Genomic DNA, 17,837 nt, shown 5'->3' on the forward strand with positions numbered 1-17,837 from the left:
CCCGATGGGATACCTGCACCGTCGCGCTGGACGGTTGCATCCATAGAGCCGGCGTTATTATGAGGGGTTATATCTATACTCGTTCCCGCCGGGACAGTTGCCCCCGATGGGATACCTGCACCGTCGCGCTGGACGGTTGCATCCATAGAGCTGGCGTTATTATGAGAGGTTATATCTATACTCGTTCCAGGGGAAACGTTAGCCCCAGATGTTGAACCCGACCAGGAGGGAGTTACCCCTGTATTAATATAACCGGAATCTGCGTATGAACCTGATGATAATATTGATAAAATTACTAAAGATAATACTTTTACTGAGTGTTTGTTTAAAGATTTCATGTTTTAATTTCCGTTAATATCCATATTAATCCGGGCGAATTATAACGTGTGGATGATATTTAATATATAAATTTAAACATCCTAAATATTAATTTTCTGGCGCTTGTCATTTGTTTTTTGAATATCATAAATTTTATGAATGTATTGGTGGTATATAATCAACATCAATTATATATCGATTTTTTACATCCAGGGAAACCTGAGCAATAATACGATTGCAGGTCTTTTATTATTATGGAGAATAAAGAAGAGATTAATCTCGCGCGAAAGGGCGCAACGAAAAGTCTGCGCCCGGATTTCAGCATGGTGTCAAACGGGGTAAAAAGACCTTTTTTCGTCATCAGGCATAAGATCGATCTGCAGCATACCCAGCATACTGTTAGCGATTTCCCGCTCACCCATCACCACGCGATCCGCACCGCGCTCCATGATATAGGTGACTTCGTCATCATAATGCGCACGGGCAATGATCTCGATATTGGGCCGTTTGGTACGTGCCGATGCGACGATTTCACCGGCTTCATAACCGTTGGGAATGGTCACCAGCAGCCAGCGGGCGCAGTCGAGACGCGCAAGATCCATCACTTCCTGATTGGCGGCGTTGCCCAGCACGGTGCTGATCCCCTGATCGCGTAGCGCTTCGACGCGTGGACGCGAATTTTCAATCACCACCAGTGGAATACCGGCGGCCTGAAGTTTCTCGCCGAGCAGGCTGCCGACACGACCATAACCGACCAGCAGCGCATGATTGCACAAATCGAACGGGATTTGCTTCTCGTCTTCCACAGCTTCTTCGATGCTCTGATCTTCGATGGTTTCGGTTTTCGCCAGATACTTTTCAAGCAGCGTGAACAGCAGCGGGTTAAACATAATCGACAGAATGGCCCCCGCCAGTACCAGATTGCGGCCATGTTCAGACAGTAAACCCAGCGAAATCCCAAGGCCTGCGAGAATAAAGGCGAATTCACCAATTTGCGCCAGACTGACAGAAATTGTCAGCGCGGTGCGTTTGGAATGTCCGAACATTTTCACCAGCAGGAAGGCTGCAATCGATTTACCGAACATGATAATCGCCAACGTGGCGATCACGGTAAGCGGCTCGCGAACCAGAATCATCGGGTCGAACAACATGCCTACCGACACGAAGAACAGCACCGCAAATGCATCACGCAGCGGCAGTGTGTCATGGGCGGCACGCTGGCTGAGTTCGGATTCATTGAGCACCATACCCGCGAAGAATGCACCGAGAGCGAATGACACATCAAAGAATTCCACTGCGCCGTAGGCGATGCCCAGCGCCAGCGCCAGTACCGAGAGTGTAAACAGTTCGCGTGATCCGGTACTGGCAGTTTTCGCGAGGATCCACGGCACCATGCGGCGGCCTACCACCATCATCAGCACCATAAACGCAATCACTTTACCGATAGTCACCGCCAATCCTGTCAGCAGTTCAACCGGGCTGGAGTGATGGCTTTCGAGCATGCCGCTGAACGCGGGCAGCAGAACCAGCGTCAGCACCATCACCAGATCTTCCACAATCAGCCAGCCGATGGCGATTTGCCCGCGCTGGCTTTCAATCAGTTGCCGTTCTTCCAGCGCCCGCAGCAACACCACAGTACTGGCGGTGGACAGGCACAGTCCGAACACCAGTCCGGTGGCCAGATCCCAGCCCATCAGGCGTGATAATCCCATTCCAAGCAGCGTCGCTACCGCGATTTGCGCCACAGCGCCGGGAATGGCTATCGACTTTACAGCGAGTAAATCTTTCAGAGAAAAATGCAAACCGACGCCAAACATCAGCAGGATGACACCAATTTCTGCCAGCTCCGGAGCCAGCGAAGTGTCGGCAACGAAGCCCGGTGTAAACGGGCCAGCCAGCACGCCGGCAGTGAGATAGCCCACCAGGGGGGAAATTCGCAGGCGGTTGGCGAGCATTCCTAACAGGAACGCCAGAACCAGACCGCCAACGATGGTAGTGATGAGAGGTGTAGAATGATGCATTCAGACTCCTTCTGGTATACATAAGGCAAATGTGTTGCAGATTGTGTCTAAGTGTATGGTAAAAATCGGTTACGCAGAGAGAAATTCAGATTTTTTCGCGGGAAATCCCCCACAGGCAATGAAAAAAATGCCAACGAACGATTTAAATGGGTTTTATGCGAAAGATATCAAGAGAGACAGGAGGTTTGATGCCACCGGTAACGAAGTACCGGCGGCGGCAAGAGGCAAACTCAGGCTTGTTTACGTTCAATATTCGGCAGGAATGCTGTCAGGATCCCCAGCAACGGCAGGAAGGCACAAATCTGATACACCAGTTCGATGCTGGTTTTATCCGCCACATAGCCGAGAACCGCGGCGCCAAGCCCGCCCATACCGAAGGCCAGACCGAAGAACAGTCCGGACACCATGCCGACTTTTCCCGGCATCAGCTCCTGGGCGAAAACCAGAATCGCCGAAAATGCCGAGGCGAGGATCACACCGATAATTACACTCAATACGCTGGTCCACATCAGACTCGCGTGTGGCAAAAGTAGCGTAAATGGCGCAACGCCAAGAATCGAAGCCCAGATGACGTATTTGCGCCCAATCCTATCGCCCACCGGGCCGCCGATAATGGTGCCCGCTGCCACAGCAAACAGAAAAATAAACAGATGAACCTGCGCGTTTTGCACAGATACACCAAATTTATGTATCAGGTAAAAGGTGTAATAGCTGCTCAGGCTGGTCAGGTAGAAATATTTCGAAAATATCAGGATCAGCAAAATACCCAGTGACCGCATCACCGTTTTACGTGGCAACCGGGTCACCGTGCTTTTCACCGGGCCGCGTGTTTTAGCGATCAGGTTTTGCTGGCGATACCATTTACTGATTTGCAGTAACACCACAATGCCGAGCAATGCCGCCAGTGAGAACCATGCCACGTTGCCTTTACCGTAAGGCGCGATAATCAGCGCTGCCAGCAACGGGCCCAGGGCAGCCCCGAAATTACCACCGACCTGGAACAGTGACTGCGCCAGCCCGTGACGACCGCCGGAAGCCATGCGTGCCACGCGCGAAGATTCAGGGTGGAAAACTGAAGAACCGGTCCCGACCAGCGCCGCAGCCAGCAGCACGACAGGAAAACTCTGTGCTATCGCCAGCAGCAGCAGGCCGGAGAGCGTAAAGCCCATGCCGATTGGCAAAGAATAGGGCTGCGGATGTTTATCGGTGTAATAGCCAATCAGCGGTTGCAACAGCGATGCGGTGATCTGGTACGTCAGCGTGATCAGCCCGATCTGTGTGAAGCTCAGGGAAAACTCGTTTTGCAGCAACGGATAAATCGCCAGTATCAGCGACTGGATCATGTCATTAAGCAGGTGAGAAACGCTGATCGCCGCCAGAATAGAAAACGCAGTCTTTTTGACTGCGTTTTTCTGCGGGCTGACCGGCGTTGACGTCGTGTCTGTCATAGCGGAGGAAGCCTTCTTATTGTAGAGATGCAGAGTCCAGATCGTCAGCCGATTTTCGCGATCTCAGCAAACTGACCTTTTAGTAAGCGACAAAGATCGCTTGCCGCGAGTTCAATATCAAGACCGCGTTTACCGCCTGAAACATAAATGCTATTGAAGGTCTGCGCCGGGCTGTCGATGACCGTCGGTAGCAATTTTTTCTGCCCAAGGGGACTGATGCCACCGACCAGATAACCGGTAACACGTTGCGCAATCATAGGATCCGCCATATCGGCTTTTTTCGCCCCCAGCGCTTTCGCAACTTTCTTTAAATCCAGCTGGGATGCCACCGGCGTCACCGCTACGGCCAGATTTTTAGCATCGCCATTCAGTGAAACCAGCAGGGTTTTATAGACCTGACGGGCATCCAGGCCGAGTTTTTTAACGGCCTCATCGCCAAAATGGGTTTCATCGCTGCTGTGTTCATACGGGTGAAGGGTAAAGCTGACTTTATTCTTTTCCAGGAGTAATACGGCAGGGGTCATAGCCTGTCTCCTCAGTTTTATTTTTACGGTTTTGTTCGAAATTTCATCGTCTGTTCAATCTGATGAAATTTAACAATAAAGTGCGATTATTAAGCGAGAGAGAAATAGTAGAGCAAGGAATGGTTATTGCCAAGACCCAACACAGATTGATACCCTGTGGCCGCCGGTGCTGTGCCTGTAAAGGCTGGCACTGAAGCTATAACTAATAAAATGAAATTCCTCTTTGACTGGCCGGCCTTAAAAACCGGCCATTTTTTTAATCTTTCAGTAATTCCGGCAGGTTCCCTTCGCCATACAAATGCAGTGCGCCGACGGCGACGACATAATGCCCCGGCGGAAGATCCAGAAGCAGCTGTTTCCAGCGCAGATTACGCTGATTCATCAGGATATCGTACAAATCGCTGCTGAAGGTATTCGGCAAAGGCTCGGCAGCCAGTCCTGGTTTGGTATCCAGCCACCAGCTGATCATGGTTTGCAGCAAACGGGCATTGGTTTGCCAGTGTGTCAGAGTATCTTCCAGCAATGCGAGTCCGTCGTCCGGCAAGTGCTGCAATAATTCAAACTGTTCCTGCGGACCTTCCAGCTCAATGATTTTCTTTCCCTGCTTTTTAGCGGTCTGCAACAGCTGATAATCAATGCCGTAATGTCCGCGCAGCCCGAGGCGCTGCGCCTGCGTAGCCTGCAACATCAGGGCGATCTGCCACGACGGCAGCGGGTTCAGCGTCCACATTGAGACACCCAGTTCTTCGCATAAACGTTCGACGTGCAGATATTGTGATTCAGGCAGGCGTTCGGCCAGCGGCGGAAATTCACCGGTCATGCTGAAAGGGGATTCTGTTGTGCTGATATCGGCCTCCACAATCAGCGCATCGGCTTTTTGCAGGCGACGCAACAACTTCGCCGGCAGCGGTTGCATATCTTGCGTGCCCATATGAATGCTGCCAACCAGATGCAGTGCGCGGTTGCCCGGAAGCTGAATATCAATGGCGGGATAAGAATACTCGACGGGAAACAGCCTGCGAAGCCTGCGGATCACCCGGTTTAAAAACTGCGCCATAGTGCATGGTCTCCCGAAAAAATGAGAGACCATGCTAACGTGTCAGCGTTTTAGCGAACAGGGGAAACGTCTTGTTTTTTCGGCTTAAAGTGCAACAGACGATTTGCATTAGCGACGACGGTAATTGACGACAGCGCCATTGCTGCGCCCGCGACTACCGGGCTGAGCAAGGTGCCGGTTAGTGGATAAAGCACACCCGCTGCAACCGGAATACCAATCACGTTATACACAAACGCGCCCAGCAGGTTCTGCTTCATATTACGCAGCGTCGCCTGTGACATCGCCAGTGCATCGGCGACACCGTTCAGGCTCGGACGCATCAGCGTAATGGCCGCCGTTTCGATCGCGACATCGCTGCCGCCACCCATCGCGATCCCGACATCTGCCTGTGCCAGTGCCGGTGCGTCATTAATACCGTCACCGATCATGGCGACCTGCTGGCCTCCGGCCTGCAATGCTTTAATGGCATCCGCTTTACCTTCCGGACGCACACCGGCAATCACTTTATCGATTCCCGCTTGTGCGGCAATTGCCTGAGCGGTACGCGGGTTATCGCCGGTCAGCATCACCAGTTGATACCCAAGCTGATGCAGACGTTGCAGGGCACTGACACTGTCTTCCCGTAACGGATCGCGCAGCGCAAACAGGGCTGCCAGTTTTCCGTCAACGGCAAGCAATACCGGTGTCGCGCCTTCACCTGCCATGCTTTCCAGCAGCGTATTGGCATCAGAAGTGTCGATGCCGTTTTCCTGCATCAGCGCCTGGTTACCTAATAACAACGCCGAATCTTCAGCATCACCGCGCAGGCCCAGACCACCCAATGTACGGAAATTCAACACATCAGGAACGGCCAGCCCTTCCGCTTTGTCAACGATCGCTTGTGCCAGCGGATGGTGCGATCCTTTTTCCAGCGCGGCCGCATAGCGCAGCGCCTGTTGTTCACGGGTGCCGCCAAAGGTATGGATATCGGTCACTTTGGGCTGGCCTTCTGTCAGCGTCCCGGTTTTATCAAATACCAGCGTGGTGAGGGTACTGGCTTTTTGCAGCGCATCGGCATCACGTACCAGTACGCCGAATTCTGCTGCACGGCCTACACCCGCCGTAACTGACATCGGCGTCGCTAATCCCAGTGCACAAGGGCAGGCAATAATCAGCACGGTAGTGACGATCACCAGTGTGTACATCAGTTGTGGCTGCGGGCCGAAGAAGTACCAGATTGCGCCGCTTAACAGGGCTATCAGCACCACAACCGGTACGAAGACAGCAGAGATTTTATCCGCCAGCTTACCGATTTCAGGTTTACTGCTTTGGGCTTCACGCACCAGATTAATAATGCGTGAAAGGGTGGTCTGGCTGCCGATGGCGTCAGCACGAAACAGCACGCTGCCGTCTTTGACCAGCGTCCCCGCATGGACTTTTTCACCCTGCGATTTCTGCTGAGGAATTGGCTCGCCGGTCAGCATGGCTTCATCCATCCAGGCTTCGCCGCTTTGAATCTCACCGTCAACCGGCACACGGTCACCGGTGGTCAGACGCAGCGTCATGCCTTGCTGTACTTCAGCCAGCGGCAGGTTTTTTTCGCCTTCTCCGGTGACGACCCGTGCGGTTGGCGGTGTCAGATCCAGTAAGCGTTCGAGCGCCTTGGATGAACGCTGACGTCCGCGTTGTTCCAGCGCATGACCGAGATTAATCAGGCCGATAATCATCACGCTGGCTTCATAGTAGAGATGGCGCGCCTGCATTGGAAACGCTTCCGGCCACAGGCTGACAGCAAAAGAGAATATCCAGGCCGCACCGGTACCCAGTGACACCAGCGTGTCCATATTGGCACTGCCGTGCATCAGGTTTTTCCAGGCACTGCGGTAGAAATGTCCGCCAGCGACAACCATGATCAGTAACGTCAGCAGGCCGACAATCAGCCAGCCGGTCTGATTGCTGCGGGTGACCATCATTTCACCGCCGAATAATCCCCATAACATCATCGGGATACCGGCAGCTAAGCCGACCGCCGCCTGCCAGCTGAAACGGATCATGCTCTGGCGTGAGGTTTGTTGCTGGCGCTCGCGGCGCTTGGTTTCGTCGATAATAATTTCAGCGCCGTAGCCGGCCCGTTCAACAGCGGCAATCAGCGCGTTTTGATCAGCATTGCCGCTGACCAGCGCACTGCGTTCCGCCAGGTTGACCCGCGCCCGTTCGACACCTCCCACGCCTTCCAGCGCCCGTTGCACTTTACTGACGCAACTGGCGCAGCTCATGCCGCTGAGCAACAACTGTACGCTGGCGTCTGCGGCTTGCGGGGCGTGAGTCTCAGCCGGAACGGGTGACACAGCCGCTGACAGGGGTTCCGGCAAAACACTCGCCTTATCGGTCAGCGGCTCAGATTTTGGGGATGCATCTCCTGCTACCTGCGCTTCGTAACCGGCGCTGACCACTGCGTCGATCAGACTCTGGCTGCTTGCATTGCCTTCAACAATGGCTTTATCCAGAGAAACTTCAACGGCGGTCGTGCCTTCCACAGCTTCCAGCGCTTTACGCGTTGAAGCCACGCAGTGCCCGCAGGACAGGCCTTGCAGAGATAATACGGTGGTCGTCATGATTATTTTCCTTAGGTTAACTTCACTCAGGACAAAGGATAAACCTTCCCGCAAGGTGAAGGTCAAGCCACGGTATCGGTTATTTTCATTTATCGTCCATTTACAATTTATTTAGAAACGCGCGCTGACTTTGCCTTATCGTTATACCCTGGGATATATAACGAAAAGTTCAATAACGGTAAACCACAATGGGAAACAAAAAGACGATGGCAATGATGCAAAAAGCGTTGCTGACTGCGGCACTTCTGGTAGCGGCACAGGCTTCGCAGGCAGCGGAGGATTTTCGTGTGACTTACGCCGGTTCGATGGGGGTGGTCATGGACAAATACCTCGGACCGGATTTCGCGAAAGAAAAGAAAGTGAATTATCAGGGACAGGGGCAGGGCGCTTACGGCATGGCGAATTTGCTGGCGTCGAAAAAAGTGGTGGCGGATGTATTCGTTTCGATCACGCCAGGGCCGGTTAAGATCCTGCAAAAAGCCGGGCTGGCCGGGCAGGCGATCCCTGTCGCCAGCACCAGCATGGTGATCGCTTATAACCCGAAAGGAAAATATGCCGAAAAATTTGCCGCGATAAAAGACGGGAAAGCGGGCGCAGAACCGTGGTGGAAAGTGCTGCAAACCCCCGGGCTGCACTTTGGTCGTACCGATCCGGTCAGTGATCCGCAGGGGCAGAACATCATTTTCACCATGATGCTGGCGGAGAATTACTATAAACAGCCGGGGCTGGAAAAAGCGGTGCTGGGGGATGTACAAAATCCTCAACAGATTTCCGGCGAAGGCGGATTGCTGACGCGTCTGGAAGCCGGTCAGGTAGATGCGGCATCAGGTTACGAGAGTGCCACCCGTTCAGCCCATCTGCCGTACATTAAATTGCCGGACGAGATTAACCTGAGCAATCCGCAGATGAGCAATGACGGGTACAGCAAAGTGACTTTTAATGTGAAAGATGCGGCCGGTAAAGAGAAAACGCTGAGCACCCAGCCGCTGGTGTTCTACGCAGTTGTGCTGAACAACGCGCCGCATCCTCAGCTGGCCAAACAGTTCATCAGCTACATGCAAAGTGCCAGGGGGCAGAAGCTGTTTGAACAAAATGGCTATGATAAGCCGAAAGGCGGAAACCTTTAAGTTGCGTGCGTCAGGACTGGCGGTTCCCGCTCTGGCGTTGCTGATGGTGCCGTTTGTTACCCTGCTTTTCCTGACGCCGTGGTCAGATTTTCATCTGGCTTACGGTGACAGCCATGCGGTAGTCGTTTCGCTCGGTCTCAGCCTGGTGTCGGTAGGGCTGATTGTGGTTCTCGGTTTGCCGGTAGCCTTCTGGCTGGCGAAAACGTCATCGCGCTGGCGCAATATTGTGGAAGTACTGGTGCTGATCCCTTTGCTGACACCGCCGCTGGCGATGGGGATTTTACTGGTGTCGGTTTACGGACCTTATGGCTCGGTCGGGGAAATCCTTTCCGCTATCGGTATGACGCTTAATAACAATGCGCCCGCGTTCGTGCTGGCGCAGATTTATGGTGCGTTACCGTATTTTATTTTATCCGCGAGAGGCGCGCTGGAGGCCGTGCCGGAAGATGTCGAAGAGGCAGGGAAAACACTCGGTGCATCACCGTTTCAGGTATTTATCCGGCTGACATTACCGCTGGCCTCACGCGGGATTGCCGCCGGTGTGGCGATCGCCTGGGTACGTGCCATCGGGGAGTTTGGTATTGTGATGGTATTCTGTTATTTCCCGCAGGGCATTCCGGTAAAAATGTTTATCAACCTGCAAAACGACGGGGTGACCTCGGTGTACTCGCTGCTATGGATCCTGCTGATGGTGACTTTGCCGTTGCCGATGTGGCTGCTTCTGCGTACCAAAAAACAGACTGTGCATTACAGCTGATCGCCGGTAATGGCGTATGATGTCTTTATCATGCGCAAAAATCAGGTTGTCCTGGAGGCGAAATGAATATCAGTGATGTGGCGAAAAAAACCGGGCTGACCAGCAAAGCGATTCGTTTTTATGAAGAAAAAGGGCTGGTTACCGCACCGGCCCGCAGTGAAAACGGCTATCGCCGCTATGCGCAAAAACATATCGAAGAACTGACATTGTTGCGCCAGGCGCGGCAGGTCGGATTTACGTTAGAAGAGTGCCAGGAACTGGTGGCATTGTTTCACAATCCTGACAGGCACAGCGCGGATGTAAAAGCGCGTACCCTGGAAAAGGCCGCTGAAATTGAGCGGCACATTCAAGAACTGAAAACAATGCATGAGCGCTTACTTACGCTGGCAGAGGCCTGTCCCGGTGATGACGGAGCCGAGTGCCCGATCATCGACAATCTCTCAGGGTGTTGCCACAAACACTGAGATCTTATTTAACGGGTGTCAGGTTCCACGCGCAGCGTCGCGCCTTCCACGCCGGTGATAATCACTTTGTCACCGACGTTCAGCGGCGACGTACAGATAGCGCGCCAGCTGCTGTCACCGATTTGTACCCGCGTGAACTGATTAGTGACGGGTTCCAGCACCGTGGCATAAGTGCCGACTAACTGCTGGCCTCGCTGATTCAATGCTGAATTGCTGGCGGATTTATCCACCCGCTGGTTCAGCCACTTCCACCACAGCCACGCGGCCAGAATGGTCAGCAGTGCAAACGCTGTGCCCTGCCATTCCCACGGTAGCGGCAGGATCCACGTGACAGCGCCCACTAAGGCGGCCGCCACGCCACTCCATAGCAAGTAACCACTCGCACCCACCAGCTCAGCCGCCAGTAACAGGCCGCCCAGAGACAGCCAGAATACGTGCGGGTTTGCCATGAAATCATGTGGCATTATTTGCCGCCTTTGGTTTCTTTTAGCAGCTCAGCAATACCGCCGATTGACCCCATCAGACTGGTAGCATCCAGCGGCATCATGATGATTTTGCTGTTATTGGCAGAACCAATTTTCGTCAGGGCATCCGTATATTTTTGTGCCACGAAGTAGTTAATCGCCTGCACATCACCGGCAGCAATCGCTTCGGACACCATTTTGGTTGCCTGCGCTTCCGCCTCTGCCGCACGTTCACGCGCCTCAGCCTGCAGGAATGCCGACTGACGCTCACCTTCCGCTTTCAGAATTTGTGACTGCTTTTCACCTTCAGCACGCAAAATGGCGGACTGCCGTACCCCTTCTGCTTCCAGAATATCGGCACGTTTTGTACGTTCGGCTTTCATCTGCGCGTTCATTGCGGAGATCAGCTCAGCCGGTGGGCGCACGTCACGGATCTCGATACGGGTGATTTTTACACCCCAGGGATTGGTGGCTTCATCAACGATATGCAGCAAACGTGCGTTGATATTGTCACGTTGTGACAGCATCTCGTCGAGTTCCATCGAACCGAGAACGGTACGGAAGTTCGTCATTGTCAGATTGACGATCGCCTGCTCCAGATTACTGACCTCATAGGCAGCGCGTGCGGGATCAATAACCTGAATAAAACACACGGCATCGATGGCCACATTGGCGTTATCGCGGGAAATGACTTCCTGTGAAGGAATATCCAGCACCTGCTCCATCATATTAATTTTACGGCCGATGCGGTCAACAAACGGCACGACCAGATTCAGTCCGGGCATCAGGGTCTTGGTATAACGGCCAAAACGTTCGACGGTCCACTGATAGCCCTGAGGCACGATCTTGATGCCGGCGTAGACCACCAGCAAGGCCAGTACGATCAGAATAAGGATAGGAATGGGAATGAGGTCAAACATAGTATGTAACTCCTGTAAAACTGCGTTCTGATGATTCCTGTGGGAATAATCGAATAAAAACATGTCCCTGGCGCTCTCACCGCTGGGTCAGGCGCATGTACAATTATCGCACAAATCGTTAAGTCATCGTATTAATAAAAGAAGGGTTCTGCGGATAAAGGCGGAGGAAAGCTTAAAAAAAAAACGCACGTCCGGTTAAATGACGTGCGTCTGCTGTTTTACGGTGAAGCCAGCGTATTAATAAAGTAAGGAATATAACTGACGACGATACTTCGCTGCCAGCGCATCACCGGTGCCCAGTGCCGCCATAATATCCATCAGTGTCTTACGCGCTGCCCCGTTTGCCGCGCCCAAATCTTTCTTCAGCGGCGCCATCAGCAGTTCCAGTGCTTCTTCGTTACGCCCGACCTGATGCAGTTGCAGGCTGAGTTTTACCACTAACTCGGCGTTTTCAGGATCCTGCTGCAATTCCTGTTGTAACAACTGAATTTCCGGCGTGTCGGCTGCCTGTTTCAGCAACTCAATTTGCGCAACCAGCCCCTGATAACGGGAATCTTTATCCTGCAGCGGGATGGTCGCCAGCACGGCCTCTGCATCATCGGTACGGTTCAGATGAATTTGGGTTTCCGCCAGCAACAGGCCAATATCACTGCGCTGATTGCTCAGTTGCCACGCTTCTTTCAGTAACGGCAGGGCGTCATGAGTATTGCCCGCCTGCAGCAGCTCCTGTGCCTCGGCCAGTTTCAGCTCTTCTTCTTTCGGCAGCACTTTCTGCAACAGTTCGCGGATCACCTCTTCCGGCTGCGGCCCCTGGAAACCATCGACCGGCTGACCGTCCTTGAACAGGTAAACGGCAGGAATTGAGCGCAGGCCAAATTGCTGGGCGATCATCTGCTCGGCATCGCAGTCCACTTTTGCCAGGATCAGCTGACCGGCGTATTCCGCAGCCAGTTTGTCCAGAACGGGCCCCAGTTGCAGACAATGCTGGCTGCGTTCAGACCAGAAATAGAACATCACCGGCACCGACATAGATTGTTCCAGCGTCTGGTGCAGATTGGTTTCGTTGATATCGATTACTGTAGGTTGTGCAAGCATGAATTTGTTCTCTCCGCTACCTGTCATACTTCGAACTGCTGATGCGTTGGCTACGCTCACTGACCCCGGTCACTTAGGTATCTAAGCTCCCGGGGATTCGTGAACTTGCCGCCTTCCCGCAACCCGAATTATTTAGGGTATAGAAAATTAAAGTATTTAAGAATAGATGGGGGCGACGCGTGCCGCTTCAACCCCTTATCGTTTTTACTTAGCTGTTTCCGCGTAATATTTTGTCCAGCAGGCGTGCCGGTAACAGGCGTTTAAGTACCGTCAGCGCATGGGCGACCAGCGTGACCGGATAACGAAAACGCGCGCGCGGGTTTTCTAAAGCATGGTGCAGTTTGGGTAAAACTGCCTCAGGCCTGAGCGTAAAACGTCGTGCAATGCCCGGATTTTCTACCGGCTGGTCGGCCTGTGACTGATTCACATTGGCGGTGAAATTACTGCTCAGCGGACCAGGTTCAATCAGGCTGACCTGAATCCCCGTACCGTGAAGTTCCATACGCAGCGTATCGGACCAGGCCTCCAGCGCAAATTTACTGGCGGCATAAGCGCCACGTCGTGGCGTCGTTATCAGCCCCATCACCGAGCTGGTCTGGATAATACGGCCTTCGCCGTGCGGTAACATGGCGGGTAACAAAAGCTGCGTCAGCTGATGTGTACCAAACAAATTGGTGGAAAATTGTTGTTCGAACTGCTCACGGCTGATGCTGCCGAGCGGGCCGTAAACACCGTAACCTGCATTATTAAACAGGCCGTACAGACGGTTGCCGGTCAGTGCTATGACCCTGGCAGCCGCAAGTTCGACGCTCTGTTTGTCATCAAGATCACACTGAATAGTTTCAAAACCCATTTGTTGCAGTGTGTCGATATCCTGTGTTTTACGACATGCCGCCAGAACCCGATAACCGCGTGCGCGCAAATCCTGTGCGGCAACCAGTCCGATACCGCTGGAACAACCGGTGATTAATACTGCTTTTTGCATAACTTTACCTGTGAGGTGTCCCTATTTTTTATGGCTGTGATTTACTAGGGAGTCGGGTGAAAAAGGTAACGTCTTGGTTTTACTCACGTCCCGGTATTATTTTATTCGTCGTATTTTAACCCTAATGTACCAGCAGCGGCGTGAGTTTTTCTGACATCCATCCGGCAATAAACGACTGTGCTGCCAGGGCCGGATGTAAGCCGTCGTCCTGCATCCACTCAGGTTTCACGGCGACCTGTTCCATAAAGAACGGCACCAGCGGGACGTTCTCCTGCTTTGCCAGTGCCGGATAAATGGCGTAGAACGCATCGCCGTAGCGGCGGCCATAATTTGGCGGGAGGCGGATTTGCATCAGCAGCGGTTGGGCATTGGCCTGTTTAACCTGCTTAATCACCTGGGTCAGCGTCCGGGAGATGGCCTGTGGCGGGAAGCCCCGTAACCCGTCGTTGGCGCCCAGTTCAATCAGCACCCAGCGGGGATGATGTTGTTGCAGCAAGGACGGCAGGCGTGCCAGCCCTTGTTCAGCGGTATCACCGCTGATACTGGCATTGATAATGGTGGGTTTACCGCCTTCTTTTTGCCAGTTGTTATTCAGTAATGTCGGCCACGATTCGGCTACCGGAAGGCGATAGACAGCACTCAGACTGTCGCCAATAATCAGCAAGTTATCAGCAGAAACGGCGCGAAAACTCAATAATCCTAACAACATAAGGAAGGGGAGATGCCAGCGGAAAATGTTCTTGAAGTTCATCATCTAAGTAAGCACGTCGGTCAGGGTGAAGGTCAGCTCACCATCCTGTCCGGTGTGGAGCTGGTTGTCAAACCTGCCCAGACAATTGCCCTGATTGGCGAATCCGGCTCCGGTAAATCCACCTTGCTTGGCATTCTTGCCGGGCTGGATGATGGCACCCGCGGTGACGTGAAATTGCTGGGTAAATCCCTTAGCGAACTGAACGAAGAAGGGCGCGCAGCACTGCGGGCTAAAAATGTTGGTTTTGTGTTTCAGTCTTTCATGCTGGTGCCGACACTCAACGCGCTGGAAAATGTTCAACTTCCTGCGTTGTTACGTGGCGAAAGCGACAGCCGCAGCCGTCAGCAGGCGATGCAGTTACTGGAAAGCCTGGGGCTGGGCGAACGTCTTCATCATCTTCCGGCACAACTTTCCGGCGGTGAGCAGCAACGTGTAGCGCTGGCGCGGGCCTTTATCGGCAAGCCGAAATTGCTCTTTGCCGATGAGCCGACCGGTAATCTGGATCGCGTAACCGGCGAACGCATTGTCGATCTGCTGTTCTCACTGAACCGTGATGCGGCGACGACGCTGATTCTGGTCACGCACGACGAACAGCTGGCGGCGCGATGTCAGCGCCGGTTACGTCTGCGTGACGGGAAATTGTGGGAGGAAGCATGATCTGGCGCTGGTTCTGGCGGGAATGGCGTTCGCCCTCACTGCTGATTGTCTGGCTGGCGCTGGCGCTGGCGGTAGCCTGTGTGCTGGCCCTCGGCAGCATCAGCGACCGCATGGACAAAGGGCTGAGTCAGCAGAGCCGTGAGTTTATTGCCGGGGATCGCGTGCTGAGTTCTGCCCGTCCGATCACCGAAGCCTGGCTGCAAGATGCCCAGGCGCAGGGATTAAAAGTCAGCCGTCAGCTCTCTTTCATGACCATGACTTTTGCCGGTGAAACGCCGCAACTGGCAGCGGTTAAAGCGACTGATCTGGCGTATCCGCTGTATGGGGCGTTACAAACCGAACCGGCAGGGCTGAAACCTGAGCCGGGAACGGTACTGGTTGCGCCGCGATTACTGGCGCTGCTGAACGTGAAAATCGGTGACAATCTGGATGTGGGTGATACCACGCTGAAAATTGCCGGTGTGATCCTACAGGAGCCGGATTCAGGCTTTAACCCCTTCCAGACTGCACCCCGGGTGATCATGAATCTGGAAGACGTGAAAAAAACCGGTGCTGTTCAGCCGGGCAGCAGGCTGACGTATCGCTATATGTTTGCCGGTTCACCGCAGGCCATTCAGAGTTATGGTGAGGCGATAAAAGGCCTGCTCAAGCCGGATCAGCGCTGGAGCGGCATGGAAGATTCCGATGGCGCGCTGGGCAAATCCTTACAGCGTTCACAGCAATTCCTCACGCTGTCCGCGTTGCTGACGCTGATGCTGTCGATTGCCGCCATTGCCGTTTCAATGGGGCATTATTGCCGCAGCCGTTACGATCTGGTTGCGGTGCTGAAAACACTGGGTGCCGGGAAAAAAGCGCTGCGCAAACTGATTATTGGTCAGTGGCTGGCAGTACTGGTACTGGCAGGGTTGTGCGGTAGCGTGATCGGTCGGGTGTTTGAAGCCGTGCTTATGAAGGTGCTGGCACCGGTTCTGCCCGCCACCTTGCCGCCTGCCGGTGGCTGGCCGTGGGTGTGGTCGATGGGTGCGATGGTGGTGATTTCTCTGCTGATCGGCATCCGTCCCTATCGTCAATTGCTGGCCACACAGCCGCTGCGTGTGCTACGCCATGACGTGGTAGCGAATGTCTGGCCGCTGCGTTATTTCCTGCCGGTAATGGTATTGGTGGTGATCGGTCTGCTGGCGGCACTGATGGGCGGAAGTTCACTGCTCTGGTCGTTGCTGGCAGGCGTGCTGGTGCTTTCGTTACTGCTCGGTGTGACTGGCTGGGGAGCACTGATGCTGTTACGCAAGCTGACGCTCCGTCAGTTACCGCTGCGTCTGGCGGTTAACCGCCTGCTGCGCCAGCCGTGGGTAACACTCAGTCAGCTGGCGGCGTTCTCAATGTCGTTTATGTTGCTGGCGTTACTGTTGGTGATGCGTGGTGATTTGCTGGACCGCTGGGAACAACAACTGCCGCCGGACAGTCCGAATTACTTCCTGCTTAATATCACCAAAGAGCAGATCCCACAGGTAACGGATTTCCTGCATCAGCATAACGCTGAGCCGGAAACCTTCTATCCGATTGTGCGGGTTCGCCTGACAAAGATTAACGATAAAGTGGCCACGGATATCATCAGACCGGACGATGCGGGCGGGGAAGCGGTGAACCGTGAGCTGAATCTGACCTGGATGCAGGGCTTGCCGGATCACAATCCGCTGGTGGCAGGCAACGGGCCGCCGAAAGCCGGTGAAGTGTCAATTGACGAAGGGCTGGCGGGAAGACTGGGGCTTAAACTCGGTGATACCGTGACGTTCAGCGGCGATACGCAGGAATTCAGTGCCAGAATTACCAGCCTGCGGAAAGTAGACTGGGACAGCCTGAAGCCGAATTTCTACTTTATCTTCCCGCCTGGTGCGCTGGATGCACAACCGCAAAGCTGGCTGACCAGCTTCCGCTATCATGGCGATATCAGCACTATCACGCAGCTTAACCGCCAGTTCCCGACGCTGAGTTTGCTGGATATCGGCGCGATTCTGCGTCAGGTCGGGCAGGTATTACAGCAGGTCAGCAGGGCGCTGGAAGTGATGGTGATCCTGGTGATGCTGTGTGGCGGATTGCTGTTGCTGGCGCAGATTCAGGTCGGCATGCATCAGCGCCGTCAGGAACTGATTGTTTACCGTACGCTGGGTGCCAGCAAAAAAATGCTCCACCGGACACTGTGGTGTGAATTTGCCGTGCTCGGGCTGGTGGCCGGGATCGCCGCCGCAATCGGTGCGGAAGCCGCGTTATGGCTGCTGCAACGCAAAGTGTTTGATTTCCCGTGGGAGCCGAATTATCTGATGTGGATTGCGGTTCCGGTCGTCGGGGCGGTGCTGTTGTCAGTTTGCGGTGGCTGGCTGGGTGTCAGATTGCTGCGGGGACGGGCGTTGTTCAGGCAATACGACTCGTAGTTTCTAAACGCCTCCCCCTGCGCTAATCTGGTGTCCAGGTTTAGGGGTTCAGTTCATCGCAGGGGAGGGAGCCGATCGCGCTTTTCTCCTCCCCCTTCGTGAACTGAACCCCTGAAGTTGGACATCAGAACTACGTCAGGGGAACATATGAGTCCGGTAGCCTACCGGACTCATACCACCCAGTTTCATTTTGATCCGGTCGCGATTGTAGTACCCGATGTATTCC

Annotated in this window: 17 protein-coding genes; 5 read left to right on the plus strand and 12 right to left on the minus strand. The window is 53.9% G+C overall.

From position 1 onward, the window contains the following. The 6 genes from ACOZIO_RS11715 to copA form a co-directional block, all read right to left on the minus strand. A partial coding sequence (locus ACOZIO_RS11715) for a hypothetical protein (RefSeq protein WP_421595290.1) occupies positions 1–338 on the minus strand: 338 nt, incomplete at its 3' end. 309 nt (positions 339–647) lie between these two features. Beyond that, entirely contained in the window at positions 648–2,339 is a 1,692-nt protein-coding gene (ybaL, locus tag ACOZIO_RS11720) for a YbaL family putative K(+) efflux transporter (protein ID WP_129992296.1), read from the minus strand. A 230-nt stretch (positions 2,340–2,569) separates the two neighbouring features. Further along, positions 2,570–3,787: an MFS transporter gene (locus ACOZIO_RS11725; RefSeq protein WP_421595291.1), complete on the minus strand. Its 1,218-nt coding sequence runs from the start codon at positions 3,785–3,787 to the stop codon at positions 2,570–2,572. A gap of 44 nt (positions 3,788–3,831) precedes the next feature. After that, entirely contained in the window at positions 3,832–4,311 is a 480-nt protein-coding gene (gene ybaK, locus ACOZIO_RS11730; RefSeq protein WP_129992294.1) for a Cys-tRNA(Pro)/Cys-tRNA(Cys) deacylase YbaK, read from the minus strand. 256 nt (positions 4,312–4,567) lie between these two features. Next, positions 4,568–5,368, minus strand: coding sequence for a TraB/GumN family protein (locus ACOZIO_RS11735; RefSeq protein ID WP_217220982.1), 801 nt, complete (start codon positions 5,366–5,368; stop codon positions 4,568–4,570). Positions 5,369–5,418: 50 nt separating this feature from the next. Then, complete coding sequence (gene copA, locus ACOZIO_RS11740) at positions 5,419–7,962, minus strand: copper-exporting P-type ATPase CopA (protein WP_129955620.1); 2,544 nt, start codon at positions 7,960–7,962, stop codon at positions 5,419–5,421. Between the two features lie 188 nt (positions 7,963–8,150). On the opposite strand from copA, the gene ACOZIO_RS11745 reads away from it, so the two are divergent. The 3 genes from ACOZIO_RS11745 (at position 8,151) to cueR (ending at position 10,310) form a co-directional block, all read left to right on the plus strand. Beyond that, positions 8,151–9,089 carry an extracellular solute-binding protein gene (locus ACOZIO_RS11745; RefSeq protein WP_421595292.1) on the plus strand — a complete coding sequence of 313 codons (939 nt, stop codon included), beginning with the start codon at positions 8,151–8,153 and terminating at the stop codon, positions 9,087–9,089. Continuing rightward, positions 9,061–9,846: a molybdate ABC transporter permease subunit gene (locus ACOZIO_RS11750; RefSeq protein ID WP_217139562.1), complete on the plus strand. Its 786-nt coding sequence runs from the start codon at positions 9,061–9,063 to the stop codon at positions 9,844–9,846. The genes ACOZIO_RS11745 and ACOZIO_RS11750 overlap by 29 nt, the downstream gene beginning before the upstream one ends. A 62-nt stretch (positions 9,847–9,908) precedes the next feature. Then, positions 9,909–10,310, plus strand: a complete 402-nt coding sequence (gene cueR / locus ACOZIO_RS11755) for a Cu(I)-responsive transcriptional regulator (protein ID WP_129955618.1) — start codon at positions 9,909–9,911, stop codon at positions 10,308–10,310. A gap of 8 nt (positions 10,311–10,318) precedes the next feature. Here cueR and ACOZIO_RS11760 read toward each other — a convergent pair whose 3' ends face one another. From ACOZIO_RS11760 to tesA, 5 genes are all read right to left on the minus strand, one after another. Further along, a complete protein-coding gene (locus ACOZIO_RS11760) occupies positions 10,319–10,774 on the minus strand; it encodes an NfeD family protein (RefSeq protein ID WP_129955617.1) in 456 nt (151 codons plus the stop codon). Continuing rightward, positions 10,774–11,694, minus strand: coding sequence for an SPFH domain-containing protein (locus tag ACOZIO_RS11765; protein WP_129955616.1), 921 nt, complete (start codon positions 11,692–11,694; stop codon positions 10,774–10,776). Before ACOZIO_RS11765 ends, ACOZIO_RS11760 begins: the two co-directional genes overlap by 1 nt. A gap of 237 nt (positions 11,695–11,931) precedes the next feature. Beyond that, positions 11,932–12,789, minus strand: a complete 858-nt coding sequence (locus ACOZIO_RS11770; RefSeq protein ID WP_129955615.1) for a co-chaperone YbbN — start codon at positions 12,787–12,789, stop codon at positions 11,932–11,934. 208 nt (positions 12,790–12,997) lie between these two features. Continuing rightward, complete coding sequence (locus ACOZIO_RS11775; RefSeq protein ID WP_129955614.1) at positions 12,998–13,774, minus strand: SDR family oxidoreductase; 777 nt, start codon at positions 13,772–13,774, stop codon at positions 12,998–13,000. A 121-nt stretch (positions 13,775–13,895) separates the two neighbouring features. After that, on the minus strand, positions 13,896–14,525 hold the full coding sequence (gene tesA / locus ACOZIO_RS11780) for a multifunctional acyl-CoA thioesterase I/protease I/lysophospholipase L1 (RefSeq protein WP_421595296.1): 630 nt from the start codon (positions 14,523–14,525) through the stop codon (positions 13,896–13,898). Between tesA and ybbA the strand changes: the two genes are divergently transcribed. Both ybbA and ybbP read left to right on the plus strand, forming a co-directional pair. Further along, positions 14,496–15,182, plus strand: a complete 687-nt coding sequence (gene ybbA, locus ACOZIO_RS11785) for a putative ABC transporter ATP-binding protein YbbA (RefSeq protein ID WP_129955613.1) — start codon at positions 14,496–14,498, stop codon at positions 15,180–15,182. The genes tesA and ybbA overlap by 30 nt on opposite strands. Then, a complete protein-coding gene (gene ybbP, locus ACOZIO_RS11790) occupies positions 15,179–17,611 on the plus strand; it encodes a putative ABC transporter permease subunit YbbP (RefSeq protein ID WP_129955612.1) in 2,433 nt (810 codons plus the stop codon). The genes ybbA and ybbP overlap by 4 nt, the downstream gene beginning before the upstream one ends. A gap of 135 nt (positions 17,612–17,746) precedes the next feature. Here ybbP and ACOZIO_RS11795 read toward each other — a convergent pair. Continuing rightward, the coding region (locus ACOZIO_RS11795) for an IS3 family transposase (protein WP_217156233.1) at positions 17,747–17,837 on the minus strand (91 nt) is incomplete at its 5' end.

The organism is Rahnella sp. PD4, assembly GCF_049199325.1.
Lineage (GTDB): Bacteria > Pseudomonadota > Gammaproteobacteria > Enterobacterales > Enterobacteriaceae > Rahnella > Rahnella perminowiae.

What these genes read in the sequence shown, in the direction of transcription:
- ybaL (WP_129992296.1), bottom strand. Translation starts at nt 2,339, where the DNA reads ATGCATCATTCTACACCTCTCATCACTACCATCGTTGGCGGTCTGGTT.
- ybaK (WP_129992294.1), bottom strand. Translation starts at nt 4,311, where the DNA reads ATGACCCCTGCCGTATTACTCCTGGAAAAGAATAAAGTCAGCTTTACC.
- tesA (WP_421595296.1), bottom strand. Translation starts at nt 14,525, where the DNA reads ATGAACTTCAAGAACATTTTCCGCTGGCATCTCCCCTTCCTTATGTTG.
- ACOZIO_RS11775 (WP_129955614.1), bottom strand. Translation starts at nt 13,774, where the DNA reads ATGCAAAAAGCAGTATTAATCACCGGTTGTTCCAGCGGTATCGGACTG.
- cueR (WP_129955618.1), top strand. Translation starts at nt 9,909, where the DNA reads ATGAATATCAGTGATGTGGCGAAAAAAACCGGGCTGACCAGCAAAGCG.
- ACOZIO_RS11735 (WP_217220982.1), bottom strand. Translation starts at nt 5,368, where the DNA reads ATGGCGCAGTTTTTAAACCGGGTGATCCGCAGGCTTCGCAGGCTGTTT.
- ACOZIO_RS11760 (WP_129955617.1), bottom strand. Translation starts at nt 10,774, where the DNA reads ATGCCACATGATTTCATGGCAAACCCGCACGTATTCTGGCTGTCTCTG.
- ACOZIO_RS11750 (WP_217139562.1), top strand. Translation starts at nt 9,061, where the DNA reads ATGATAAGCCGAAAGGCGGAAACCTTTAAGTTGCGTGCGTCAGGACTG.
- ybbA (WP_129955613.1), top strand. Translation starts at nt 14,496, where the DNA reads ATGCCAGCGGAAAATGTTCTTGAAGTTCATCATCTAAGTAAGCACGTC.
- ACOZIO_RS11725 (WP_421595291.1), bottom strand. Translation starts at nt 3,787, where the DNA reads ATGACAGACACGACGTCAACGCCGGTCAGCCCGCAGAAAAACGCAGTC.
- ACOZIO_RS11770 (WP_129955615.1), bottom strand. Translation starts at nt 12,789, where the DNA reads ATGCTTGCACAACCTACAGTAATCGATATCAACGAAACCAATCTGCAC.
- ACOZIO_RS11765 (WP_129955616.1), bottom strand. Translation starts at nt 11,694, where the DNA reads ATGTTTGACCTCATTCCCATTCCTATCCTTATTCTGATCGTACTGGCC.
- ybbP (WP_129955612.1), top strand. Translation starts at nt 15,179, where the DNA reads ATGATCTGGCGCTGGTTCTGGCGGGAATGGCGTTCGCCCTCACTGCTG.
- ACOZIO_RS11745 (WP_421595292.1), top strand. Translation starts at nt 8,151, where the DNA reads ATGGGAAACAAAAAGACGATGGCAATGATGCAAAAAGCGTTGCTGACT.
- copA (WP_129955620.1), bottom strand. Translation starts at nt 7,962, where the DNA reads ATGACGACCACCGTATTATCTCTGCAAGGCCTGTCCTGCGGGCACTGC.